The following is a 24,935-nucleotide window of genomic DNA, read 5'->3' as shown; positions in this document are numbered from 1 at the left end:
CGGATGAATCCGCTCCTACAGTTACACCCGAAACGTGCGCACCGCGGTGTTCAGCTCGCCGCCCAGCCGGAGCAACTGTTCACCTTGTTCACGCCCTTCACCAATACGCTGCAGGTTGTCCTCTCCCAAATCATGAATCCGCTCGCTGTGATCACGAATCTCGCTCACCGCCCCGCTTTGCTGGGCGGTGGCGTCGGCAATCCGTACCGCGGTGGCGGAGATGGTCTGGATCGCTGCGACGATTTCATCCAGCGCGCCGTCGGCGGCTTGAGCCTTGTCGGCGGTAGCTTCGGCATGTTCGAGCTGGGCGCGCATGCCCTCTACCGACTCGCGCGCAGCTTGCTGCAGGCGGCCGATCAAGGTCTGGATTTCGCCAGTGGCACCGGTGGTGCGCTGAGCCAGCGAGCGCACTTCTTCGGCCACGACGGCAAAGCCGCGGCCCATTTCCCCGGCGCGTGCTGCCTCAATCGCGGCGTTCAGGGCCAGCAGGTTGGTTTGTTCGGCAATCGAGCGAATGACCGTGAGCACGCCGCCGATAGTGGCCGACTCCTCGGCCAGTTGTTCGATCATCTGGGCATTGCCTTGCACTTCATCGACCAGTGCACGCAAGCCGGTCAGGCTCTGGCCGATCACCGCCTGGCCTTGCTCCACTGCGCGTCCGGCATTGCGGCTGGCATCGGCGGCCTGGCTGGCATCGCCGGCGACCTGCAGGATGGTTGCTTCCAGCTCGCCCAGGGCATCGCGGATTTGCGCGGTGTCACCGGCCTGACGCTCGGCGCCTGCATGCAGGGCGCTGCTCATGCCAGCCAGGGCATGGCTGCTGCCTGCGACCTGTTCAGCATTGCTGCGGATGGTTCCGACCAGATCCACCAGGTACAGGCGCAGGCGGTTGAGTGAATCCTGGATGTCATGCATTTCACGGTTGCTTTTGCCCAAGGCAATGGCCTGGCCGAAGTCACCTTCGGTCCAGCGTGAAAGCGCGGGCGCCAGGTTGGTCAGCACCCGTGCCAGGCGCCGTTGCAGAGTATCGATGAGCAGGGCGATCAACAGGATCAGGCCAATCATCAAGCCCTGGATCAGCCGCACTTCACCCTGGATCGTGGCGTGCTGGCTGCGCACCAGCGGCTCAAGGGCGGCAATCGCTTGCTGCACGGCGTCTATCTGCTGATGAGTGCGGTTGGCCAGTTCGCTGCGACGCTGGATCTGTTCGCGGGTGCGTTGCAGTTCGCCAGGGTAGCGTTTGAGCAGGCTGTTCAGTTCCCGTTTGAGGGCGACGCCGGTGTCTTCGGCTGCGCTGTCGCTTTGCGTCTCCAGGCCCATCAGGGCGGCAAAGTCATCGGCATTCGACTCATGGGCGGCGGTGACGCCAAGCAGCGGCAGTTCATCGAGCGCCTGGGCCTGGGCGACCATCTGCTGCAGCTCACGCTCGACTTCGTCCGCCAGTTCGCTGCGGCCACTGCTGACCAGCTTGTCGCGGGCCAGCGACAGCCGCGAGAGGTGCAGTGCGGCGCGCAATAGCGGCGCGGCATAGCGTCCGGCATCGCCGCTGGTGCCGTTCTGGGCGTAGCTGGCCAGTTGATCGAGACTTGCGCCGAGCTCGCGTTCAGCCTGGAGCAGCAAAGCCTGCGGGTCGCCGGCCAGTTTGCCGGCCGCCAGCAGCTCGTTGCCGGCAAACCCTTGCAGGCTGTCCAGGCTCGGGCGTAAGGAGGCGGACAGGGCCGGGGGCAGTTGCTTGAGCTCCTCCTGCAGGGCGTTGGTGGCCTGAACCGCAGTGGCGTGGCGCAAGGCGTCGCCGCTGTTGAGGTAATCGAGGATGTTGCGGGCCGCCTGGTTCTGGAACTGCTGCGACAGCGACAGGTAACGCTCCATGATTTGGTAGGGGCGTTCCAGGGCGCGCTGCGACCACCACAGGGTGGCGCCCAGGGCGATACAGACGGTAACCAGCAACAGGGTGTTGAAATTGGTGAGCAGCTTCAGGCGCATGTCCAGGGTCTACCAACGGCCGAATGGTAAGCCCCTGAAGTTATTGCGTTTTTGTGACCGGGTTATGACGAAGTCAGGTGTTCGGGCAAATAAAGTGGCACTTTGCCTTGATCAGTCGACGCGTTGCACCCGGTTACGTCCAGCCCCTTTGGCGCGGTACAGGGCTTCGTCTGCGGCGGTGGCCATGCTCAGGGCGTCGAGCTCATCGCTCAATTGCACCACGCCAGCGCTGAACGTGCAGGACAGATCCCGCGGTTGCGCCGGGTAGTGGATCTCGGCAAAGCGGCGGCGGATTTCATCCAGCACTTTGTGCGCTGCCGTCAGGTCGGTGTTGGGCATGACGATGGCGAACTCTTCACCGCCGTAGCGGCCGATGAAGTCAGTCTTGCGCAGGCGCTGCTTGAGAAACAGCGCCAGACTCTTGATCACCCGGTCGCCCATGGGATGGCCATGGCTGTCATTGACCTTCTTGAAGTGGTCGATGTCGAGCATGGCAAAGCTCAGCGGCTGTGCTTCGCGGCGGGCACGGAAGCTGCAGTCTTCGAGCAGTTGCAGGATATGGGTGTGGTTGTACAGGCCGGTCAGGCTGTCGCGAACCATCCGCGCCTTGAGATTGCGCGCCCGCGCGGCACGGTTGCGCACCGTGGTGATCAGGTGGCGCGAGCGGATCGGCTTGGTCAGGAAGTCATCGCCGCCTTCGCTCATGGCGTCGAGCTGCTTGTCCAGATCGTCCTCGGCGGACAGGTAGATGATCGGCACGCTGACGTAGCGGTCATTGTGGCGAATCACCTTGGCCAGCTCCGTACCGGTGCAGTCGGGCATGTACATGTCGAGGATGATCAGGTCGGGCTGGAAGTCGGCAAGCTCGGCCATGGTGCGGATCGGCTCGGTCAGGGTCCGGGTGACGATGCCGGCACTGTTGAGCAGGCGCTCGGTGTGCATGGCCTGGGCCCGGGAGTCGTCGATGATCAGCACCTTGAAGGGTTCGTACTGGGTGACGCTGGTCAGCAGTTCGACCTTTTCCAGCAGGCTGGAGGCTTCCAGGGTGCCGGTCAGGAACTCCTGGCCACCGGCGCGCACTGCGGCCAGACGCGTGGGCGTGTCGGTTTCATCCAGGCTGAAAAACAGCAACGGCACCCGCTGCTCCAGGCCTTGCTGGGCCTGGGCGGCCAGTTGCAGGCCGACACCGCTGCCGGTGAAGTCGACATCCATGACGATCGCCGATGGCAACCGCTCGCTCATCGAGGCACGAAACGCATCGGCGCTGTACAAGGCTTGTACACCGAGGCCGAAGAACTCCAGTTGCTGGGCCAGGCGCTCGGCGCGGTCGTGGTCCTGGAGCATGATGTAGACCGGCTTGCGCAATGGCGGCAACGGCACCTGTTCGAGCTGGTCGCCCTGGCGCAGGCCGGTGCGTGACAGACGCTGCATCAGCCGGTTGAGTTCGCTGATCAGGTGGCTGCTCAAGCGCGCGCTGTTGGCCTCGACGGCCTCTAAGGTATGGCCGATGGCCTCGGCCAGCTCGCTGTGCTCAGGTTGTTCGAAACGTGCGGCGTAGCGCTGTAGACGCAGGTTGGCCTCGCACAGTTCGCCCAGATCGCCAGTCGACCACTCGCTGCGCTGCAGGCGCTGCCAGATCTCGAGTATCTGCCGAGCCTGGTGAATCACCCGCTGGGCAAAATGTTGCTTGAGGCGTTCACGATTGGGGTCTTCTGGCTCGGTCATGTCCTGACTACTTGTAAGGGGTGAGGCAGTTCGAGTGATGGCTCTATGCTAGCACCACTTTCTGGACAATCGAGTGTCTTGTATCAATTATCTGTACAGGTTTGTTATTCATTTGCTGACTCGATAGTCGCTTATGCGAACCGACCCGCTTGATTTATAGTGCAACGATACTTGCCGACCCCGGCAGGCGGCGCGCCGTGGAATTACCACACAGCGCTGGCACGAAGCCCGGGGGTTGCGGTCGAACCCCTTGAACCGACGTGACAGAAAGGACAACGCCATGCTGGACTGGAAAAACCGTACAGGCAAAGCCGAAGCGCGCGAGCGGGTCGAGCCCCGCAGTGCCGCTACCCGCAGCTATTTCGGCGGATTGTTCTTCAGTCGTGCCCTGGGCACGCTGATTGGCCTGTACCTGCTGGTGTGCATTGGCCTGGGTTGGTACTGGAGCGCCGAGCCGGACCTGTTCCCGGTCCAGCAGAATGCCCAGGCTGCCGCCGAGATGACCGGCCAGCAGATGGTCGTAGGCTACACCACCGTAGAAACCCTCAAGACCGTTGCCGGTACCTTGCTGCACAAGCCGGGCGGCTACATTTCCAACGACCGCTTCCCGCCTGGCTTGTGGATGGACAACATGCCCAGCTGGGAATACGGCGTGCTGGTTCAGGTCCGCGACCTGAGCCGGGCCCTGCGCAAGGACTTCGCCCGCTCGCAGTCGCAGTCCGCTGAAGACGCCGATCTGGCCAAGGCCGAGCCGCGTTTCAACTTCGACAACAAGAGCTGGATCCTGCCGTCGAGCGAGTCGGAGTTCCAGGAAGGCATCAACTCACTGACCCGCTATCAGAAGCGTCTGGCCTCGCCGGATCAACAAGGCGCGCTGTTCTACACCCGTGCCGACAACCTCAACAACTGGCTGGGTGACGTCGCCACCCGTCTGGGCTCGTTGTCGCAGCGCCTGTCGGCCAGCGTTGGCCGGGTCAAGCTCAACAGCACCCTGAAGACCGAGTCGGTGGTTGCCGGCCAGGCGCCGCAGTTGGATGAAGAAGTGGTCGAAACCCCGTGGCTGCAGATCGACAACGTCTTCTATGAAGCCCGTGGTCAGGCCTGGGCGCTGTCGCACCTGCTGCGCGCCATCGAAGTGGACTTTGCCGATGTACTGGCGAAGAAGAACGCCACGGTCAGCGTGCGCCAGATCATTCGTGAGCTGGAGGCCTCCCAGGAGCCGCTGTGGAGCCCGATGGTGCTCAATGGCAGCGGCTTCGGCATGTGGGCCAACCACTCGCTGGTCATGGCCAACTACATCTCCCGCGCCAACGCGGCGGTGATCGACCTGCGCCAACTGTTGTCGCAAGGCTGATCGGTGGCCATTTCCAAGCAAGAGGCGGCGCACCGCGCTGCCTCGGATGCCGAACTGATCGCCTGGGTCGACGAGCACGATCAGCTGCTGGGTGCATTGCCCCGCGCCGAGTTGCGTGAAAAGGGCCTGATCGGCCGCGGTACCTACATTCTGTTGTTCAACTCGGCCGGTGAGCTGTGCGTACACCGGCGCACCGAGAGCAAGGCCATTTACCCAGGTTATTGGGATGTGGCCGCCGGTGGCATGGTCCAGGCCGACGAAAGCTTCGCCGAGTCGGCTGCCCGCGAACTGGAAGAAGAGCTGGGTGTGGCCGGAGTCGAGTTGACCGCCCACGAGCGTTTTTTCTTCGACCAGCCCGGCAACCGCCTCTGGTGTGCGGTGTTTTCGGCGGTCTGGGACGGGCCTTTGCACCTGCAGCCGGAGGAAGTCAGCGAAGCGCGCTTTCTGCCGCTCGAACAGGCGCTGGCCGACAGCCGGCAACAGCCATATTGCCCCGATTCCCTGGCGGCTTTGCAGCGTTACATCGACCGTCGGGCCTGAAGTCGCGAATCCTGTGCAAATTGGCGCAGTTTTGTACTTAGCATCTGCACAAATTATCGTTACACTGCGCGGCCTTTTAAGGCTGCCGCACCCTGGGTGCGGCAGTTGCGCTGCCCCTGCCAGAGTGGGGCTTCGCGGTCGGTACCCTGCCCGGGGCGCCGACCAGTTTTTGTCCTCACCGTACGAGGATCAAAAGTGGCCAAAAAAGCCGCATCATTCGCCGCCCTCGGTGGCCTGGTGTTCTCCACTGATGCAGGTCGGCATTGTCCGGACTGCAGCAAACCCATAGATGCCTGCATCTGCAAACAGACGCTCATCCCCGAAGGCGATGGCATTGCTCGCGTGCGCCGCGAAAGCAAAGGCCGTGGCGGCAAGACGGTGACGACCATCAGCGGTGTACCGCTGCCCCTGGAACAGCTCAAGGATCTGGCCAGCACGCTCAAGCGTCGCTGCGGAACCGGCGGCGCGTTGAAAGACGGGGTCATCGAAATCCAGGGCGATCACGTCGAGCTGTTGTTGGCAGAGCTGATCAAACAAGGCTTCAAAGCGAAAAAGTCCGGCGGCTGAAGACTGCATCGCGATTTTTTGCAATTCGCTTTCTAAACTCGTTCCCGTAGGAAGGGTCTATCCCTGAACACGGAAAATCGTCATTTCCAGGTTTTACACTGCGCCCGCCGTCCGTGGGCCGGTGTTATTCGACTTTTTATATAGGGGACTTCAATGTCCGTACGACGCACACGCAAAGATGATGGCAGCCAATGGACAGTTGCGGACAGCCGCAGTGTTTACGGGATTCGCCATTGGGGGGCCGGTTACTTCGCAATCAACGAGGCCGGCCGCGTCGAAGTCCGCCCCAACGGGCCTGGCAGCGCACCGATCGATCTGTACGAGCAAGTCGACGAGCTGCGCAAGAGCGGCCTGTCGCTGCCGCTGCTGGTGCGTTTCCCAGACATCCTGCAAGACCGCGTGCGCCAGCTGACCGGTGCGTTTGACGCCAACATCGCGCGCCTGGAGTACCAGAGCCAGTACACCGCGCTGTACCCGATCAAGGTCAACCAGCAGGAAGCGGTGGTGGAAAACATCATCGCCACCCAGAACGTGTCCATCGGCCTTGAGGCCGGTTCCAAGCCTGAGCTGCTGGCGGTACTGGCGCTGGCGCCAAAAGGCGGGACCATTGTCTGCAACGGTTACAAGGACCGTGAGTTCATTCGTCTGGCGCTGATGGGCCAGAAGCTGGGCCACAACGTGTTCATCGTCATCGAGAAAGAGTCGGAAGTGGCGCTGGTGATCGAAGAAGCGGCCGAACTCAAGGTCAAGCCGCAGGTCGGTCTGCGCGTGCGCCTGTCGTCGCTGGCGTCGAGCAAATGGGCGGATACCGGTGGCGAGAAATCCAAGTTCGGCCTGTCGGCCGCGCAGTTGATCTCGGTGGTCCAGCGCTTCCGTGACGCTGGCCTGGATCAGGGCATCCGTCTGCTGCACTTCCACATGGGTTCGCAGATCGCCAACCTGGCCGACTACCAGCACGGTTTCAAGGAAGCGATCCGTTACTACGGCGAGCTGCGCGCCCTGAACCTGCCGGTCGATCACATCGACGTCGGCGGTGGCCTGGGTGTCGACTACGACGGTACCCATTCGCGCAACGCCAGCTCGATCAACTACGACATGGACGATTACGCCGGTGTCGTGGTCGGCATGCTCAAAGAGTTCTGCGATGCCCAGGGCCTGCCACATCCGCACATCTTCTCCGAGAGCGGCCGCTCGCTGACGGCCCACCACGCCATGCTGGTGGTACAGGTCACCGACGTCGAGAAACACAACGACGAAGTGCCGGTGATCGACAACAAGGAAAGCCTGCCCGAGACCGTACAGTGGCTGGCCGATCTGCTCGGCCCGACCGATATCGAGATGGTCACCGAGACTTACTGGCGTGCCACGCACTACATGAGCGACGTGGCCGCGCAGTACGCCGACGGCAAAATCACCCTGGCCGAGAAAGCCCTGGCCGAGCAGTGTTACTTCGCCGTGTGCCGGCGCCTGCACAACTCGCTCAAGGCCCGTCAGCGTTCGCACCGTCAGGTGCTGGATGAGCTCAACGACAAGCTCGCCGACAAGTACATCTGCAACTTCTCGGTGTTCCAGAGCCTGCCGGACACCTGGGCCATCGGCCAGGTCCTGCCGATCCTGCCGCTGCATCGCCTTGACGAAGAGCCGATGCGCCGTGCGGTGCTGCAGGACCTGACCTGTGACTCCGATGGCAAGATCAACCAGTACGTCGACGAGCAGAGCATCGAAACCAGCCTGCCGGTGCACGGCATCAACGAGGGTGAGGACTACCTGCTGGGGATTTTCCTGGTCGGCGCCTACCAGGAGATTCTCGGTGACATGCACAACCTGTTCGGTGACACCGACTCGGTGAACATCTACCAGAACCCCAACGGCAGCGTGTACCACGCCGGTATCGAGACCCACGACACCATCGAGGACATGCTGCGCTACGTGCACCTGTCGCCGGAGGAGTTGATGACCCACTACCGCGACAAGTGCGCCAGCGCCAAGATCACCGCGCGTGAGAAGACCCAGTTCCTCGATGCCTTGCGTCTGGGGCTGACCCGCTCTTCGTACCTGTCGAGCTGATCACTGATGCAGGTCGCGCGCAGTCAGTGACTGCGCGTTGACCGCATCGCCGGCAAGGCCGGCTCCCACAGAGTTTCTTATCAGATCCACTAGAACCCTGTGGGAGCTGGCCTTGCCAGCGATGGCTTTAGCGGGTAAACCACCCATCCTGCCGCTGCAACCGCCAGCCCATTACCCCCAGTGTCAACCCGCGCAAGGCCATGAACAGCAGAAAGCCCAGCCACAAGCCATGGTTGCCCAGGTCTCTGGCGGCATAGGCCACAGGCAAGGCAATCGCTACGCTGAGCAACATGCCGTTGCGCATCTCCCGCGCCCGCGTTGCCCCGATGAACAGACCGTCGAGCAAGTAACTCCACACCGCCACCAGCGGCAACAGCGCCAGATAAGGCAGGTACTGATAGGCCGTTGCGCGCACGCTTTCGATATCGGTCTGCATGTTGATGAACAGGTGGCCACCGAACAGAAACAGCACGGCAAAGCCACTGCTGGCCAGCAGCGACCAGCCGCAAGCCACGGTCAGCGAGCGACGCAGGGCCTGGCGATCATCGGCACCGATGGCATGGCCACACAAGGCCTCGACCGCATGGGCCAGACCATCGAGCGCATAGGCGGTGAGCAGTAGACCATTGAGCAGCAGGGCATTGGCAGCAACGGTAGCCTCGCCCAGGCGTGCGCCCTGTACGGTGATCAGGAAGAACACCGCCTGCAAGGCCAGGCTGCGAATGAAAATGTCGCGGTTGACGGCCAGCAGCGGCCGCCAGCTCTGCCAGCGGCGCAGCAGGGCCCAGGCGATCTGTCCCGGATAGGCGCGCAAGGCCGGGCGAGTCAGGGCCAGACCGAGCAGTGCGGCACTCCATTCGGCAATCACCGAGGCCCTTGCAGAACCGATCACGCCCCAATCCAGGCCCAGCACGAACCACAGGTTGAGAGCGATATTGAGCAGGTTGGTGGTCAGCAGAATTGCGAGCGGCGCCCGGGCGTTCTGGGTACCGAGGAACCAGCCGACCAGGGCGAAACTGGCGAGCGCCGCCGGCAGGCCTAACAGACGGGTCTGGAAAAAGTCCTGGGTCGATTGCTCCAGCGCCGCCGAGGGCTGCATCAATTGCAGGGCCAGGTGACTGAAGGGCAGGGCGAGCAGGCCCAGCAACAGCGCGAACAGCAGCGCCAGCAACAAACCCTGCACCAGCACCTGGCGCAAGGCTGCGCCGTCGGCACGCCCGGCCGCCTGGGCGGCAAACCCGGTGGAGCCCATGCGCAGAAAACCCATGACCCAGGCCAGGAAGGTGTACAGGCTGGCGCCCACGGCGACCGCACCCAACTGGTGGGCATGCGGCAGGTGACCGATCACCGCGCTATCGACCAGCGCCACCAGGGGGACGGAAATATTCGAGAGAATCATCGGCGCGGCCAGGGCCCAGACCTTGCGGTGGGTCGGGCGGTCGCGCCAGTCGGTCAACAATCGGGACATGTCGGCTCCAGGCAAGCCGGACATTGTAGCCGCAGCGCACGGAGACGGCCTGGTTGATATATAGTTCTTCCCTCAGAACCTGCTGCCAAAGAGTTTTTTCCATGCTCAACAAAGGATTGTTGCTGGCCTGCGTGCTGGCCTTGCTCAGCGCCTGCGACTCGTCTGTCCCAGACAAGCCAGCCCCGGCTCCGGCCTCTACGCCTGCGCAGACTCAGGAAGCCGCCAAGCCGGCCCGTGAAGACGCCGCGACTCTGGCCAAGCGTTATGCCGGTCGCGAACTGAGCGTGGTGGATGTCTCGGAAGTTCAGGTCGATGGTGCCAGCGCACTGTCCTTGAGCTTCTCGGTGCCACTGGATGCGCAGCAGAACTTTGCCGACCGGGTGCACCTGGTCGATACCGTCAAAGGCAAAGTCGATGGCGCCTGGGAGCTCTCCGATAACGGTATGGAGCTGCGCCTGCGCCACCTCGAGCCGCAACGCAAATTGGTGCTGACCATCGATGCCGGCCTGCAGGCCGTAAACGGTGAGCGCCTGGCCGCCGAGTCGGTAAGCCGCCTGGAAACCCGCGACATGCAGGCCACCATCGGCTTCGCCAGCCGCGGTTCGCTGTTGCCGACGCGCCTGGCCGAAGGGCTGCCGGTGATCGCCCTGAACGTCAACAAGGTCGATGTCGAGTTCTTCCGCATCAAGCCTGAATCGCTGTCGTCGTTCCTCAGCGCCTGGGGCCGTAACAGCAGCCTGTACTACTACCAGTCGAAAGAAACCCTGGACATGGCCGAGCTGGTCTACAGCGGCCGATTCGACCTCAATCCGGCGCGCAACACCCGTGAAACGGTGTTGCTGCCGATCGCCGGGATCAAGCCGCTGCAGGAGCCGGGCGTGTACCTGGCGGTGATGCGTGCTTCGGGCACCTACGACTACTCGCAGCCAGCCACCCTGTTCACCCTCAGCGACATCGGTGTGTCCGCGCACCGCTACCAGAACCGTATGGATGTGTTCACCCAGGGGCTGGAAGGTGGCAAGGCGCTGAGTGGCGTCAGCCTTGAGCTGCTCGACGCCGAAGGCCGGGTGCTTGGCCAAGGCAAGACCGACAGCGACGGTCATGCCCAACTGCCGATGCCGCCAAAGGCGGAAACCCTGCTGGCCCATCAGGGCGTGCACACCACCATGCTGCGCCTGAACAGTGCGGCGCTGGACCTGGCGGAATTCGACATCACAGGTCCCCAGGCCAATCCCCTGCAGTTCTTCGTCTTCGGTCCACGCGACCTGTACCGCCCAGGCGAGACCGTGCTGCTCAATGGCCTGTTGCGCGACCAGGACGGTCGTCCGCTGAAGCCGCAGCCGGTAACCGTGGAAGTGCGCCGGCCCGATGAGCAGATCAGCCGCAAGTTCGTTTGGGAGCCGGGCAGCAACGGCCTCTACCAGTATCAGCTGCAACTGGCCACGGAAGCCCCGACCGGGCGCTGGCAGTTGCTGTTTGACCTGGGTGGTGGCAAGAAGCAGATCTACGAGTTTCTTGTTGAAGACTTCCTGCCCGAGCGCCTGGCCCTGGAGCTCAAAGGCAGCGATGAGCCGCTGAGTCCTGAACAGAGCGCCGAGATCGACGTCAATGGTCGCTACCTCTACGGCGCCCCGGCCTCGGGCAACCGCTTGAGCGGCCAGGCGTATGTCCGCCCGCTGCGTGAAGCGGTAGCGGCGTTGCCGGGCTATCAGTTCGGTTCGATCACCGAGCAGGAGCTGAGCCAGGACCTGGAGCTGGATGAGGTCACCCTGGACGCCAACGGCAAGACCACCATCAGCATCGAAAGCAAATGGTCCGAAGCCCGTTCGCCGCTGCAACTGACGGTGCAGGCCAGCTTGCAAGAGTCCGGTGGCCGACCGATCACCCGGCGCCTGGAGCAGCCGATCTGGCCGGCCGAACGCCTGCCGGGGCTGCGCGGCTTGTTCGACGGTGAAGAAACCGACAGCGATGGTCCGGTGGAATTCGAAATGCTGGTTGCCGATCGTGATGGCAACAAGCTGGCCGCCAACGGCCTCAAGGTGCGTTTGATTCGCGAGCGTCGTGACTACTACTGGAACTACTCGCAAAGTGACGGCTGGAGCTACAACTTCAACGAGAAGTTCCTGACCCAGAGTGAAGAGACGGTCAACATCAAGGCGGGCTCGACCGCCAAGCTGACCTTCCAGGTTGAATGGGGCCCGTACCGTGTCGAGGTCGAAGACCCGCAGACCGGCCTGGTCTCCAGCGAGCGCTTCTGGGCCGGCTACCGTGCCCAGGACAACGCCGACGGCGGTGCCGTGCGTCCGGACCAGGTCAAGCTGGCCCTGGACAAACCGTCCTACGCCGATGGCGCTACCGCCAACGTTACCGTCACGCCACCTGCGGCCGGTACCGGTTACCTGATGGTCGAATCCAGTGAAGGACCGCTGTGGTGGCAGGAGATCGACGTGCCGGCCGAAGGCAAGACCTTCGCCATCAACCTCGACCGCAAATGGGCGCGCCATGACCTGTATGTCAGCGCCCTGGTGATTCGTCCGGGCGAGCGCAAGGTCAACGCCACGCCCAAGCGTGCGGTCGGGGTGCTGCACCTGCCGCTGGACCGTGGCGAGCGCAAGCTGGCGGTGACCCTCAGCGCGCCGGAAAAGATGCGTCCCAAGCAGCCGTTGACGGTCAAGGTCCAGGCCCGTAATGCCGACGGCAGCGTGCCCAAGCAGGTGCATGTGCTGCTGGCGGCGGTGGACGTGGGCATTCTCAATATCACCGACTACACGACGCCGGACCCGTTCACCGGCATGTTCGGCCGCAAGGCTTACGGCGCCGACCAGCTGGACATCTATGGCCAGTTGATCGAAGCCGGTCAGGGCCGTCTGGCCAGCCTGGCCTTCGGTGGTGATGCGGCGATGGCCAAGGGCGGCAAGCGACCGAACACCAGCGTCACCATCGTCGCCCAGCAAAGCGCGCCGGTGACCCTCAACGAAAACGGCGAAGGCGAAGCCAGCGTCGATATCCCCGACTTCAACGGCGAACTGCGCCTGATGGCCCAGGCCTGGACCGATGAGCGCTATGGCGTGGCTGAAGGCAAGACCGTGGTCGCTGCGCCATTGATCGCCGAGCTGTCGGCACCGCGCTTCCTCGCCGGTGGTGACAGCACTACCTTGGCGCTGGATGTCTCGAACCTGTCCGGGCAGGCGCAAAAACTCAACGTGCGCCTGAGCACCGAAGGCCAGTTGAGCCTTATGCGTGCCGCCGAGCAATCCCTCGAGCTGACCCAGAGCAAGCGTGTCACCCTGCTGGTACCGGTGCAGGCCAGCGGTGGTCTGGGCCAGGGCAAGGTCAAGGTCGAGGTGCTGGGGTTGCAACTGCCGGGTGAGACGGCCACAGCCTTCAGCCGCGAATGGACCCTGGGCGTGCGTCCGGCCTACCCGGCCATGCTCAAGCACTACCGGGTGGCGCTTAACGATCAGCCGTGGAGCCTGCCGGAGGCTGACCTGGCCGCATTCGAGCCGGCCGGTCTGGAGGCGATGCTGGCCTTGTCCAGTCGTCCGCCGCTGAACCTGGCCGAACAGATCCGCGCCCTGGAAGCCTACCCTTATGGCTGCCTGGAGCAGACCACCAGTGGTCTGTATCCCTCGTTGTATGCCGATGCCGCGACCCTCAAGCGTCTGGGCATCACTGGCGAGCCCGCCGAGGTGCGCAAGCGCAAGATCGAGATGGGCATCGAGCACTTGCTGGGCATGCAGCGCTACAACGGCAGCTTCGGCCTGTGGAGTTCGGATTCCGAGGAGGAGTACTGGCTGACGGCCTATGTCACCGATTTCCTGCTGCGGGCTCGCGAGCAGGGCTATGCGGTGCCTGCCGATGCCCTGAAGAAGGCCAGCGAACGCCTGCTGCGCTATCTGCAGGAGCGCAACCTGATCGAGGTGAACTACAGCAATAACGCCGAGCACAGCCGTTTTGCCGTGCAGGCCTATGCCGCTCTGGTGCTGGCCCGTACGCAGCAGGCGCCGCTGGGTGCGCTGCGCAGCCTGTTCGAGCGGCGCAGCGATGCCCGCTCCGGCTTGCCTTTGGTGCAGCTGGCCATTGCCCTGGAAAAAATGGGTGACAAGCCCCGCGCCCAGCAAGCCTTGCAAGCGGGCCTGGCGGTCAGTCGCAACGACAGGGACTGGCTAGGCGACTACGGCAGCCCGGTGCGCGACCAGGCCTTGATCCTGGCCTTGCTCGAAGAGAACAACCTGGCCAGCACCCTGCTGGATCAACGGCTGTTCCAGTTGTCCGACCAGGTCGCAGCCAGCCAGTGGTTGTCGACCCAGGAGCGCAACGCCTTGTTCCTCGCCGGCCGCGGCTTGCTGAACAAACCGGAAGGCAAGTGGTCGGCGCGTCTGGACAGTGCGGGTGAACTGCGTGACCTGGACAGCGCGCAATCGGGTCTGAAACTGGAAGGGCCACTGCTGGCTTCGCCGCTGACGGTGCAGAATCAGGGCAGCGACACCTTGTATCAGCAACTGACCCTGTCCGGTTACCCACGCTACGCCCCGGCGCCAAGCAGCTCCGGCATGAACATTCGTCGTGAGTACCTGGGTTTGAATGGTCGGGCCCTGGATATCCGTGCGCTCAAGAGTGGTGACCTGGTGCTGGTGCACCTGGCCGTGACTGCTACGTCCCGGGTACCGGATGCGCTGGTGGTCGACCTGCTGCCTGCCGGTCTCGAGCTGGAAAACCAGAACCTGGCGCAGAGCGCGGCGAGCCTGGACAACGCCAGCAGTGCGGTCAAACAGTGGCGCGACTCGATGCAGAACGCCAACGTCGTGCACCAGGAGTTCCGCGATGATCGATATGTCGCGGCATTGCCTGTGGACAGCTACGGCACTACGCACTTGCTGTATCTGGCGCGTGCAGTGACCCCGGGTACCTATCGGGTGCCGCCGCCGCAGGTGGAATCGATGTATCGACCGAACCTGCAGTCGGTGGGTGAGTCGGCAGGTGAGATGGTGATCAAGGGCCGTTGAAGGGACCGGTGGGAGCGGGCTTGCCCCGCGATGCGATGTTACTGACACAACGCAATCGCGGGGCAAGCCCGCTCCCACCCACCGTCAGTGAATGATCCAGCTCAGCACCCACAACCCCAGCACCAGCCAGATGATGCCGAGGATGATCGAGGCACGCATGAAGGCACGGATGGCCGAGTACAGCAGCATCAAGCCGATGATCAGGGCTACGATGCTGACCAGCGAGGTGTCCATGCCCAATGTGCGCGCCAGGCCATCGATGAAGTTGCCACCTGCGTTGGCCAGCAGGTTGAACAAACCGCTCAGGCCATCGACGACAAAGCGGATCAGTGCCCCCAACGCCTGGCCGAGCCACTCGAAAAAACCTTCTACATGCATAGTTGCTTCCTGATGATCGTATCGGCTCGTTGGCCGTTGCCAAACCTTTGGCTGTGTATTGGCCTGCTCGGTTCCCTGTCCATCGCCAGCGACACGGAGGCCTGATGCCCATCTTAGCTAAACGCCTGAGCGTCGTATCGGCTGTCGTGCTGTTGTGCGGCGCGCTGTTGTGGGCTGCCGACCGCCTGTGGCCTTTGCCGCTGCCGGCCGATGACCTGGCGCGCGTGGTGCTGGCCGAGGACGGCACGCCGTTGTGGCGTTTCGCCGATGCCGATGGGGTCTGGCGGTATCCGGTCAGTGCCGATCAGGTGTCGCCCTATTATCTGCAGGCGCTGCTGACCTATGAGGATCGCTGGTTCTACCAGCATCCAGGGGTCAATCCGTTGGCCCTGGGCCGTGCTGCCTGGCAAAACCTGCGTGGCGGGCGGGTGCTGTCGGGCGGCAGTACCCTGTCGATGCAGGTCGCGCGTCTGCTCGATCCGCATTCGCGCACGGTGCCTGGCAAGCTGCGTCAGTTGTGGCGCACCGCCCAGCTGGAGTGGCACCTGAGCAAGGCGCAGATTCTTGAAATCTACCTCAATCGCGCGCCTTTCGGCGGTACCTTGCAGGGCGTGGCAGCGGCCAGTTGGGCCTACCTGGGCAAATCGCCGCAACACTTGACCCCGTCTGAAGCGGCCATGCTCGCGGTACTGCCCCAGGCGCCGAGCCGCTTGCGCCCGGACCGTCACCCAGCCCGCGCACAAGTAGCCCGCGACAAAGTGCTCAAGCGCCTGGCCGAGTACCAGGTATGGCCGCAGCAACGTGTCATTGAGGCGATGGAGGAGCCATTGTTGCTGGCACCGCGCCAGGAGCCTGCGCTGGCACCGTTGCTGGCGCGACGCCTGAACCGGCCGCACAGCCCGCCGCTGATCCGCACCACTGTCGATGCCGCGCTGCAGCGGCGCCTGGAAGACTTGCTGCTCGGTTGGCGCGCCCGCCTGCCCGAGCGCACCTCGGCGGCGATCCTGGTGGTGGAGGCGCAGACCATGGCGGTACGCGCTTACCTTGGCTCGGTCGATCTGAATGATGAGCGCCGTTTCGGGCATGTCGACATGATTACCGCGCTGCGCTCCCCCGGTTCGACCCTCAAGCCTTTTCTCTATGGCATGGCCATGGACGATGGCCTGATTCATTCCGAATCCCTGCTGCAGGATGTGCCCAGACGCTACGGCGATTATCGCCCGGGGAACTTCTCCATGGGCTTCAGCGGTCCGGTGGCGGCCAGCTCTGCCTTGGCGCTGTCGCTCAATCTGCCTGCGGTGCAGTTGCTTGAAGCCTATGGCCCGAAGCGCTTTGCCGCGCAAATGCGCAATGGCGGTGTGCCGTTGACCCTGCCACCGCTGGCCGAGCCGAACCTGTCGTTGATCCTGGGCGGCGCGGGCAGTCGCCTGGAAGACCTGGTGGCCGGTTATGGTGCGCTGTCACGCGGTGGAATGAGTGCGCCCATGCGTTTGCAGCCGGATGCACCACTGCTCGAACACCGGCTGCTGTCGCCGGGCAGCGCCTGGATCATCCGGCGCATTCTCAGTGGCCAGGCGCGCCCGGACCGTGATCCGCATGCTGAACTGGTACAGCGTCCGCTGCTGGCCTGGAAGACCGGCACCAGCTATGGCTTTCGTGATGCCTGGTCGATTGGTGTCGGGCCGCGCTATCTGATCGGTATCTGGATCGGTCGTCCGGATGGCACCCCGGTGCCCGGACAGTTCGGCCTGGCATCGGCGGCACCGTTGATGCTGCAGGTCCACGATGTACTGAGCAACCGTGACAGCCAGCGTGGCATTGCCGTGCCGGTGGCCGCAGTGCCGGACAATGTCGGTGTGGCCGCGATCTGCTGGCCGCTAGGCCAACCGCTGGCCCGACAGGACAGCAATTGCCGGCGTCAGCGTTTTGCCTGGACCCTGGATGGCACCACGCCGCCAACCTTGCAGGCGGCCGACCAGCCCTTGAGCGTCGGCTTGCGCGAAACGGTCTGGGTCAACGCACAAGGACAGCGGGTTGATGCCAGTTGCCCGGGCGCCCAGGCCAGGGAGATTGCCTTGTGGCCTGCGCCGCTGGAGCCCTGGTTGCCTCGCGTGGAACGGCGCGAAGCGCGGCTGCCCCCGGTTGATCCGCACTGCCCACCGCAGGTGCCGGCCACCGCGCCACCGCTGTCCATCGTTGGCGTGCGCCAGGGCGATCAACTGCGTCGTCCGGCCACCAGTAGCGAGCCGTTGCGTCTTGAGGTTTCTGCGCTGGGCGGCAGTGGTCGGCGCTGGTGGTTCCTCAATGGCGCACCGCTGGGTGAGTCGCAGGGCCAGGAGCATTTGAGCGCTCGCTTCGAGCAGAACGGGCGGGTGGAGCTGAGCGCGCTGGACGAGAGCGGCCAGACCGCGCGGGTCGAGTTTCAGATCAATGAATGATCGGGCTGCATGGCAGCCGCCATTCTGATTAGACGACGATGCGCACACCACCTACGCTTGAACCAGACGAGGGAGCCGTCTTGGTGCTCTTGTATCTGCCGGGATCATGGAGCGTCAAATGCGTCCGTTGGCCGTCGCGGTTCTCAGTCTTTCTTGGGCAAGCGGGCTGAGCGCCGGATCGCTGCCAGTGTATCTCGATAGCAATGAAGTCGAACGCAGCCTGCCGGCGCCAAACCTGCCCGCCGACAGCTATCGTCCCGGCACTCCGGCCTTGCATGTCGCCACACCCGCAGCACCGCCGCTGCAACTGCCGATGAACACGCGGATCCTGTTGCACAAGGTGCGTTTTGTCGGTGGCACCCTCTATCCGCTGAGCGACCTGCGGGACAACTATCAAGAGCTGGTGAATCGCGAGGTCACCCTGGGTGAGTTGGTCGAAGCCACCCAGCGTCTGACCCGGCGTTATCAGCAGGATGGTTACCTGTTGTCCTACGCGTACCTGCCGCCACAGGACTTTGCCGATGGGCGTGTGCAGGTGGCGCTGGTCGAGGGCTACATTCGCGACTATGAACTGCAAGGTGATATCGGACCGGCATCCGCCTATCTGCACACGCTAGCGAGCAAACTCAAGGCCGAGCGCCCGCTCACACGCAAGACCTTGCAACGCTATACCGCCCTGATGAGCCGGGTGCCTGGCGTTACGCTGCAGGCCCAGGTGCCGCCTGGCGACGCCAATGGTGCGAGCACCTTGGTTGTTCAGGCTTCGCGCCAGCCCTTCAGCTCGACGCTGAATCTCAGCGATGGCAACCGCGAGGACCCACAGGCGCTGCTGGCTGTCAGCAGCAATGCGCAGACTGCGCTGGCCGAGCAAGTGAGTTTCACTGCGCTGTTTCCTCCCGGTGATGAGCATGAGCATTACTACCGCCTGGACTATGCCCAGTACCTGGACAGCGAAGGCAGTCAGCTGAACCTGTCGGCCACGCGCTACCGCGGTGATCCAGGCGCCCTGGTTCGGCTGAACAACGGCATCGACCTCAAGCAACATCGTGAGCATGAGCGCTATTCGATTGGCCTGAGCCAGGTCGTGACCGCTTCCCCCGAGGAGTGGCTCAACGTTGCCGGGCGCCTTTATGCAGTGAGTGACGACACCGATTATGAGGCGGTCGATACTGCGTTCAAGAGTCGTAGCCGTACCGACTTGCGTGCCCTGGCCTTCGAGGGCGACTGGCGCCAGGCCGATCCCCGGCAATTGCGCATCCTCAGTGTCGGCGCCTACCAGGGCATGGATTACCTGGGGGCGAACACCGACAGCGATGTCGACCTGGACTTTCTGCGCCTGCGGGTGTCCGGGTTGCAGAGTGATCGCTATTTCGATCATTGGCAGGGTGTGTTTTCGGCGGCGCTGAACTGGAGCAACGACAGTTTGCCGGACAGTGAGCGTGCAGTATTTGGCGGCCAGAGTTTCGCCCGTGGTTATCCCGCCGACCAGGCTTCGGGTGACAAGGGCTGGGGTGTGGCATATGAGCTGAACTACAGTTTCAACAGCGATGGCCACTGGTTCAAGCGGGTGCAGCCCTATGTGGTAGTGGATGCCGCGCGCAGCTGGTTCAACGAGCTTGAAATCCGCGACTCACGCTTGTCTTCGACAGCACTGGGGGTGCGCGTTGGCGATGCACGCCACTACAGCGTTTCCCTGGAAGCGGCCAAACCTATGTCGGACATCGCCCTCGACAGCCTCGACCGGCAGCCACGTTTTACCCTGAGTTTCAGTTTTCAACTGTAATCGCGTGGCGAGCGTGGCTTGGGAAAGAGGTTATCCAGGGTTTCCAGCAGGCGGATGTGATAGATCGGTTTGCGAAACAGGTCCAGCACCTGCGGACGTAGCAGGTCACTGATGTCGTCCATGTCGGCATGAGCGGAAGTGGCGATCACCGGCAAGTGCTGGCGGGCAGTGTGCTCGCGCAAGCGCTTGATCAGTGAAATGCCACTCTCTTCCGGCATATGCAGGTCGGTGATCACCAGAGCCACGTCCGGGTGGCGGGTGAGCTGCTGCAGGGCGAGTTTTACCGAGGTGGCGGTGTGGCAGCGGAAACCCTCGGCCTCAAGCAGTTCGGCAAGGTCCAGCAACGCCTCCTCTTCGTCATCCACCAGGAGAATCTGTTCGCGCAGAGAGGAGCTTGGCATGGTGTGTTTCCATAACAGGTCAAAGGTCAGGCCGTTCAGTCCATGAAGCCCGCAGCCAGGAGGCGGGCCTAGTGCGCCGTTACCCGCAGGTGCAGTGGCGAAGTGCTCGATGACAGCGCCAGCGCCAGCTGCGTGCGATTGTGCATATGGGTCAGGCGCAGCACCTGGGAGACGTAGAGCTTGACGGTGTTTTCGGTGATGCCCAGTTCGCAGGCGATCTGATAGTTGGTCTTGCCCTGGCTGACCAGGCGCGCGACTTCCAGTTGCCGGGGTGACAGTTGTTCGAAGTTGCCCGGAAGGTTCTCGGCAACCGGCTCGCTGTCGACGTCTGTAGCGCGACGCTGTGCACCCAGCCCCCGGGCTTTTTCCAGGTCCTGGTAAAGGTCGTCGATCGAGTCGGCCAGGTACTGCAGTTTCTGGTTCAGGTTGCCCAGCCGTTGCTGGCATTGCTGTTGTTCCTGCAGTGCGGCCTCCTGGCGTTGCACGCCTTCGAGCAGTTCGATCAGGTCCAGGGGTTTCTGGTAGTAGTCGGCAAAGCCTGCGCGCAAGGCTCTGATCACGTCCTGTTTGTCGGCTCTGTCGGTGAGCATGATCGCCTCGAAAATCCGTTGTTGCCCGGCAATCACTTTCAAGGCGCCGAACAGCTCCACGCCATCGCATTCCGGCATGTGCAGGTCGCACAACACCAGGCCGATCGACGGGTCGGCGGCAAAGGTTTCGATAGCCTGGTTACTGGACAGGCATGGCAGGCAACGGTAGCCGTTGCGCTCGAGAAGTTCACACAGCTCTTCGACGACTAAGGGCTGGCCATCGACGACCAACACCTTTACTTCACTGAGGATCCTGTTCACACGCTACTCCCTGCTGAGAAGCCCCTCTCTCCCGGAGCCTGGGGTCTTGCAATCGCTGGTCAACTCACTAGAAAGTAGTCGTACTTTGCGCCCATGTACAAGCCATGCACGGGCTAGAAACAGGCTTGGGCGACTAATGGATCCATACACTGGCCAGCACGAAACCCGCCAGTATGAAGGGGGCAAAGGGTTGCTTGTTTGCAGAGTCCTCAGTTAATTGCTTGATGCGGTTCTTGACCTTTTGACTCAGCAGGGACCACAGCCAGCGACGGCTGGAGAGCCAGATCAGCACGGCTATTCCGGCGCCGATGAAGGTGCCCAGCACATACATGCGATCGGTCGCCAGCGCCAGGGCCGCGAGTAACTTCACATCACCGGCGCCAAAGCGGCCGAGCATGTAGCCGGGCAGGGTCAGGAGCATGACGATGGCCAGTGCCCAGCCGCCTTCGCTGGCGTCGGCACCGATCCAAGTGTGTCCGGTCATGAACAAATAGGCCAGGGCGCAGGCTGCCGCGCCGAGGGTCAGGGTGTTGGCGATCTGGCGCTCACGCATATCTTGTTCAGCGCACAAGGCAAGCCACAGCAGCAGAACAATGCTTTGCATTGGCGAAATGCATCCCTTTGTGGTGAATGATTCTATGCTGTCAGTCAGGTGTCACTGTCAGGGTAGACGCGATCATGAAAGCAAGCCTGGTCGGAAGGCAAAAAGGCGCTGCGGCGCTGGAGTTCGTTGCGGTATTCGTGATCTTTTTTGCGCTGTTCCATGGTGCGGCCAGCTACAAGACCCAGGCGAGCCGGCAACGGTGAGTGGCGTAGCACGGTTGTTCGGGCGTTTGCGTGGGCGCTCCACACCGGTCATTGCCGAGCCGCAGCCGCCGGCCAGTATGCCCGCCGTGGGATTACAGATATGGCTCGACGATGGTGCCAGGGTACAGCGCCTGGCCGGCCCCTTGCGTGCGGCGCTGGCGTTGCCGGCGTACAGCGAGGTGCGATTGCAGGACTATGTACAGCCCTACAGTCTGGTGGTGCTTGAGGGAGAGCCCATGGACTGGCAGGCGCAGCCGCTGGATCTGGATTTCAAGGCGGTCGGTGGCGGTACGCTGCATACCCGAGGCTGGCTGCTGGGACAGCCCGGCAACTGGCTGTTGCAGCTGTTCGACATCGGCGACCTGTTGCAACACCACCAGCAGTCGCTGGGCGCAGAGCGCCAGCGCCACCTGATGAGCCATTTGGCCTGCGAATTACGCAATTGCAGCATTGAGCGTCTTGGGCAAGTGGCCCAGGAGCAATTGCAATGGCTGGTCCGTCATTGGCGGGCCAGCGGTGGGCGGATCCTGCTGCCGGGGGAGCAGGGCTGGCAGACCTATGCCAGCAGCAACGCGCCACTGCATTGGCCCAGTGATGAGGCGATCGGACATCTGCTGGATCGACTGGTCCCGGGGCAGATGGTCTCAAGTACCGATCATGCAGACCTGCAGGCTCTACTGCCGCAGTTCGATACTTATCTGCTGCCCTATGCCCAGGGGCATATTGTCCAGGCCTGGCTGATCTGTGTCGGCCCGCTTGAGGCACTGGTTGCGGCGGATGCGCTCAGTGCCTGTGCCGCCTATGCCGAACCCCTGGTTGGCCGTTTGGCTGCATTCAATCTGCAACAACACAGCGAGCGCCTGGACAGCCTGCAGCTGCAGCTCGGCGCCGGGTGGTGGCAGTGGCGTTTGAACGAAGCGACGTTGCAGTTGGACCCCGGCCTGGCTGGCAGTCTGGGGATGCCGAGCCAGTTGACCATCAGTCAGTGGCTGAGCCGCGTGCACCCGAGCGACCGCGAAGCGGTGCAACTGGCTCTTGGTGAGCTGCAGCGTGACGGTTGTGCCTTGCACTTGAGTCTGCGCCTGCTCGACAACAACCTGCCGGCCACTGCCCGCTGGTTTCGCTTGTGCGGGCAGGTGCGTGGCAGTGGCCAGCAACGTCGGCTGCAAGGTTTCATGCTCGATATCAGTGATATCAAGTGCCAGCAGCGCTAGGTCAGCGCCTTTAGCGCGGCGGATAGTTCGACAAGGCGTTCATCACGGTTTCCTGGATTGCGTTGCTGCGCTCTTCGGGGCTTGGCGGGTAGTTGTTCATGATCTGCTCGGCACTGCCACGCCACACCAGCTTGCCATCTTTGGCGTCGAACATATCGACCTGGATGGTCGCCACCTTGTAGTCAACGCTGCGGGTTTCGTTGTACATCGGCCCGCCCCAGTAGTTACCCCAGTAGCCTCCCCAGGCGCCGCCATAGTTGGTGGTGATCTGCTGCTGACGCTGCTCGACGATGAGGTAGGTCTGCACTTTCAGATCGCCCTTGCTGCTGCCCTGGGCCGGGCGCAAACCACGCTGATCAAGCTGGCCGGTAACGGCCTGGCGGATGCGTTGTTCGGTCAGGTCGCTCTTGATCCGCGGATCGTCGGGGCGGTACTGCAGTGCCGGTTCCTGCCAGACCCAGCTGCGGTAGGCGGCAAAGTCACGGCTGGCGTCGTAGTCCTGAGTGATGTTGTGGCTCTGGCAGGCACCCAGCAACACCACGAGTGAAAGTAAAGCGAGACGGCACAACATGATGGATCTCCAATTGCCTTTAGCTGGGAGGATAGCCGTTGAGGGCCTTTTTCAATGATTCGCGCAGGGCCTCCTCGCGTTCGCCCTGGGAACCCTGGCTGGCGGTCTCGGCGCTGGCGCTCCAGACGGCCTGACCGTCGCGGGCGTCATACAGGTCGACACGGACCACCATCACTTCGACTTCGTAAGTACGCACCAGCGGAGCGCTGGCATACACCCCATAACCATTGTGGTAACGGCCGGCGCTGCCATAAGCGCCGTAGCCGCCATAGGGATAAGCACCGTAGGGATAACCTCCATAGGGGTAATAATCTTCGCGCACCTGCTGCAGGCGGCGCTCCAGTTGCACATTGGCGCTGACCAGCAGATCTCCCGCCTGGCCATTGCGTGCCGGGCGCAGGCCGCGCTGGTCGAGGGCGTTGCTGACCGCTTCGGCCAGTTGCGCAGGTTCTGCCAGAGCGCCGCCAGCCGGCAGCTGGCCGTCCTGCCAGGCCCAGCTGCGGTAGCGGCCAAAGTCCCGTGGCGGTGCAGGATAAGCACTGGCATCGAAGGTAGTGGCCGCTTGCGGCGGAGCCGGAGGCAGCGGGCGGGAACTGGCGACATAGGGGTTGCTGCTCTGGCAGCCTGTCAGTGCCAGGCACAACAGGCCCAGGGTCAAACGGTACGGCATGTCACCCTCCCGGCGTGATTCAGCGTGGTCGACAGAGCCAGTGCAGGTAACGCCCCAACCCGGCAAAGGCGGGATGGCGCCGATGCGCCAGTTCCATTTCCAGCAGGTCGGGCAACTCGGCCCTGGCCTGGAACTCGCTTGGCATGTAATCGTGAAACACCCGTACTCCGCTTTCTGTTTCGACCTGCCACAGATCTTCAAGTTGCACCCTGAGCGTGCGTGGATCAAGCGGTTTTTGCGGGGTCAGGCTTTGCTTTTCACCGGCCATGTCGTCGCGGCGCAGTTTGCGGAAATGGCCCTTGAGCAGGTTGCGATAGACCAGTGCATCACGGTTGTAGAACGCCAGTGACAGCAGGCCATCGCTGCGGGTCAGCTGGTGCAGTACCGGCAGGATGGTTTCCGGTTCCGCCAGCCACTCCAGCACTGCATGACACAGCACCAGGTCGTAGGGTTCGGTCAGCTGGCCGAGCAGGTCTTGCCAGGGGGCCTGGATGAACGTCGCCTGCTGGCCGGCTTCGGCAAATCGCGCGCGGGCGCCTTCGAGCATGGGCGCGGCGGGCTCGGCGAGGGTAACCTGGTGACCGCGCTCGGCCAGCCACAAGGCCATGTGCCCCAAGCCTGCACCGATATCGAGGACGCGCAAGGGGCGCTCGGGCAGGGTCTCGGCGAGGTCGGCCTGCAGCACTGCAAGGCGGATCGCGCCTTTGGCACCGCCGTAGATTTTCTCGGCAAAGCGCGTGGCCAGGGCATCGAAATGGCGGTCTTTCATCGGGCAAACCGCCTTTCGCTGTCGGCCAGCTTGGCGCGCACCACCTGCTCCATGTCCAGGCCCAGCTCGCTGCACAGCAGCAACAGGTACAGCACCACATCGCCGACCTCCTGGCCGGCGTGCTCCAGTTGCTCAGGCGTCAGCTGGCGTGACTGGTCTTCGCTCAGCCACTGGAAGATCTCCACCAGTTCGGCCATTTCAACACTGGCGGCCATGGCCAGGTTTTTCGGGCTGTGAAAGCCGCGCCAGTCGTTGTTGTCACGGATGCGGTGCAGGCGTTGGGTCAGTTCGTGCAGGTTCATCAAGGCTCTCCTCAAGCTGCATAGCTTCAGGCGGGCCGCTG

The 24,935-nt window shown here is 63.1% G+C and carries 20 protein-coding genes; 9 read left to right on the top strand and 11 right to left on the bottom strand.

Translation table 11 applies throughout. The features are described from left to right. Window positions 1-21: 21 nt before the first annotated feature. Window positions 22-801 carry a methyl-accepting chemotaxis protein gene (locus ACVI9W_RS09425; RefSeq protein WP_461531809.1) on the bottom strand — a complete coding sequence of 260 codons (780 nt, stop codon included), beginning with the start codon at window positions 799-801 and terminating at the stop codon, window positions 22-24. A gap of 1,293 nt (window positions 802-2,094) precedes the next feature. After that, the gene (locus ACVI9W_RS09420) at window positions 2,095-3,708 is read right to left on the bottom strand and encodes a diguanylate cyclase (RefSeq protein ID WP_461529844.1); all 1,614 of its coding nucleotides are present in this window, start codon (window positions 3,706-3,708) and stop codon (window positions 2,095-2,097) included. Between the two features lie 280 nt (window positions 3,709-3,988). On the opposite strand from ACVI9W_RS09420, the gene ACVI9W_RS09415 reads away from it, so the two are divergent. The 4 genes from ACVI9W_RS09415 (at window position 3,989) to speA (ending at window position 8,236) form a co-directional block, all read left to right on the top strand. Then, entirely contained in the window at window positions 3,989-5,062 is a 1,074-nt protein-coding gene (locus ACVI9W_RS09415; protein WP_038615057.1) for a DUF2333 family protein, read from the top strand. A gap of 3 nt (window positions 5,063-5,065) precedes the next feature. Next, complete coding sequence (locus ACVI9W_RS09410; RefSeq protein WP_342623407.1) at window positions 5,066-5,602, top strand: NUDIX hydrolase; 537 nt, start codon at window positions 5,066-5,068, stop codon at window positions 5,600-5,602. 195 nt (window positions 5,603-5,797) lie between these two features. Further along, window positions 5,798-6,169 carry a translation initiation factor Sui1 gene (locus ACVI9W_RS09405; protein WP_010221702.1) on the top strand — a complete coding sequence of 124 codons (372 nt, stop codon included), beginning with the start codon at window positions 5,798-5,800 and terminating at the stop codon, window positions 6,167-6,169. A gap of 153 nt (window positions 6,170-6,322) precedes the next feature. Next, window positions 6,323-8,236: an arginine decarboxylase gene (speA, locus tag ACVI9W_RS09400; RefSeq protein WP_038615050.1), complete on the top strand. Its 1,914-nt coding sequence runs from the start codon at window positions 6,323-6,325 to the stop codon at window positions 8,234-8,236. Window positions 8,237-8,363: 127 nt separating this feature from the next. On the opposite strand, the gene ACVI9W_RS09395 is transcribed toward speA, so the two are convergent. After that, entirely contained in the window at window positions 8,364-9,704 is a 1,341-nt protein-coding gene (locus ACVI9W_RS09395) for an MATE family efflux transporter (protein WP_461529843.1), read from the bottom strand. A 101-nt stretch (window positions 9,705-9,805) separates the two neighbouring features. Here ACVI9W_RS09395 and ACVI9W_RS09390 point away from each other — a divergent pair, with 101 nt between their 5' ends. Continuing rightward, window positions 9,806-14,710, top strand: a complete 4,905-nt coding sequence (locus ACVI9W_RS09390) for an alpha-2-macroglobulin family protein (protein ID WP_461529842.1) — start codon at window positions 9,806-9,808, stop codon at window positions 14,708-14,710. 84 nt (window positions 14,711-14,794) lie between these two features. Here ACVI9W_RS09390 and ACVI9W_RS09385 read toward each other — a convergent pair whose 3' ends face one another. Next, a complete protein-coding gene (locus ACVI9W_RS09385; protein WP_038615042.1) occupies window positions 14,795-15,088 on the bottom strand; it encodes a hypothetical protein in 294 nt (97 codons plus the stop codon). Window positions 15,089-15,192: 104 nt separating this feature from the next. Between ACVI9W_RS09385 and pbpC the strand changes: the two genes are divergently transcribed. Next, a complete protein-coding gene (pbpC, locus tag ACVI9W_RS09380; RefSeq protein WP_461529841.1) occupies window positions 15,193-17,526 on the top strand; it encodes a peptidoglycan glycosyltransferase PbpC in 2,334 nt (777 codons plus the stop codon). A 118-nt stretch (window positions 17,527-17,644) separates the two neighbouring features. Next, window positions 17,645-19,309 carry a ShlB/FhaC/HecB family hemolysin secretion/activation protein gene (locus tag ACVI9W_RS09375; protein WP_461529840.1) on the top strand — a complete coding sequence of 555 codons (1,665 nt, stop codon included), beginning with the start codon at window positions 17,645-17,647 and terminating at the stop codon, window positions 19,307-19,309. On the opposite strand, the gene ACVI9W_RS09370 is transcribed toward ACVI9W_RS09375, so the two are convergent. The 3 genes from ACVI9W_RS09370 to ACVI9W_RS09360 all read right to left on the bottom strand — a co-directional run bounded on the left by ACVI9W_RS09370 (window position 19,300) and on the right by ACVI9W_RS09360 (window position 21,165). Beyond that, on the bottom strand, window positions 19,300-19,710 hold the full coding sequence (locus tag ACVI9W_RS09370) for a response regulator (RefSeq protein ID WP_461529839.1): 411 nt from the start codon (window positions 19,708-19,710) through the stop codon (window positions 19,300-19,302). The genes ACVI9W_RS09375 and ACVI9W_RS09370 overlap by 10 nt on opposite strands. Before the next feature lie 68 nt (window positions 19,711-19,778). Further along, the gene (locus ACVI9W_RS09365; RefSeq protein ID WP_461529838.1) at window positions 19,779-20,561 is read right to left on the bottom strand and encodes a response regulator transcription factor; all 783 of its coding nucleotides are present in this window, start codon (window positions 20,559-20,561) and stop codon (window positions 19,779-19,781) included. 133 nt (window positions 20,562-20,694) lie between these two features. Continuing rightward, window positions 20,695-21,165 carry a prepilin peptidase gene (locus tag ACVI9W_RS09360; RefSeq protein WP_422421411.1) on the bottom strand — a complete coding sequence of 157 codons (471 nt, stop codon included), beginning with the start codon at window positions 21,163-21,165 and terminating at the stop codon, window positions 20,695-20,697. A gap of 74 nt (window positions 21,166-21,239) precedes the next feature. Between ACVI9W_RS09360 and ACVI9W_RS09355 the strand changes: the two genes are divergently transcribed. Next, complete coding sequence (locus ACVI9W_RS09355; protein WP_461529837.1) at window positions 21,240-21,368, top strand: hypothetical protein; 129 nt, start codon at window positions 21,240-21,242, stop codon at window positions 21,366-21,368. Then, window positions 21,365-22,582, top strand: a complete 1,218-nt coding sequence (locus tag ACVI9W_RS09350; protein WP_461529836.1) for a PAS domain-containing protein — start codon at window positions 21,365-21,367, stop codon at window positions 22,580-22,582. Before ACVI9W_RS09355 ends, ACVI9W_RS09350 begins: the two co-directional genes overlap by 4 nt. Before the next feature lie 10 nt (window positions 22,583-22,592). Here ACVI9W_RS09350 and ACVI9W_RS09345 read toward each other — a convergent pair whose 3' ends face one another. From ACVI9W_RS09345 to ACVI9W_RS09330, 4 genes are read right to left on the bottom strand one after another with little or no spacing between them, the layout of a single operon-like run. Beyond that, on the bottom strand, window positions 22,593-23,153 hold the full coding sequence (locus ACVI9W_RS09345) for a DUF4136 domain-containing protein (RefSeq protein ID WP_038615026.1): 561 nt from the start codon (window positions 23,151-23,153) through the stop codon (window positions 22,593-22,595). 19 nt (window positions 23,154-23,172) lie between these two features. Next, window positions 23,173-23,823, bottom strand: coding sequence for a DUF4136 domain-containing protein (locus tag ACVI9W_RS09340; RefSeq protein WP_038615023.1), 651 nt, complete (start codon window positions 23,821-23,823; stop codon window positions 23,173-23,175). 19 nt (window positions 23,824-23,842) lie between these two features. Further along, window positions 23,843-24,592, bottom strand: coding sequence for a methyltransferase domain-containing protein (locus ACVI9W_RS09335; protein WP_157194355.1), 750 nt, complete (start codon window positions 24,590-24,592; stop codon window positions 23,843-23,845). Further along, a complete protein-coding gene (locus ACVI9W_RS09330) occupies window positions 24,589-24,894 on the bottom strand; it encodes a MazG-like family protein (RefSeq protein WP_191830789.1) in 306 nt (101 codons plus the stop codon). The genes ACVI9W_RS09335 and ACVI9W_RS09330 overlap by 4 nt, the downstream gene beginning before the upstream one ends. Window positions 24,895-24,935: the final 41 nt, after the last annotated feature.

This window comes from Pseudomonas sp. 210_17 TE3656 (genome assembly GCF_054821965.1).
The sequence above is the reverse complement of the archived record's forward strand: the minus strand, read 5'-3'. Positions and strand labels throughout refer to the sequence as shown.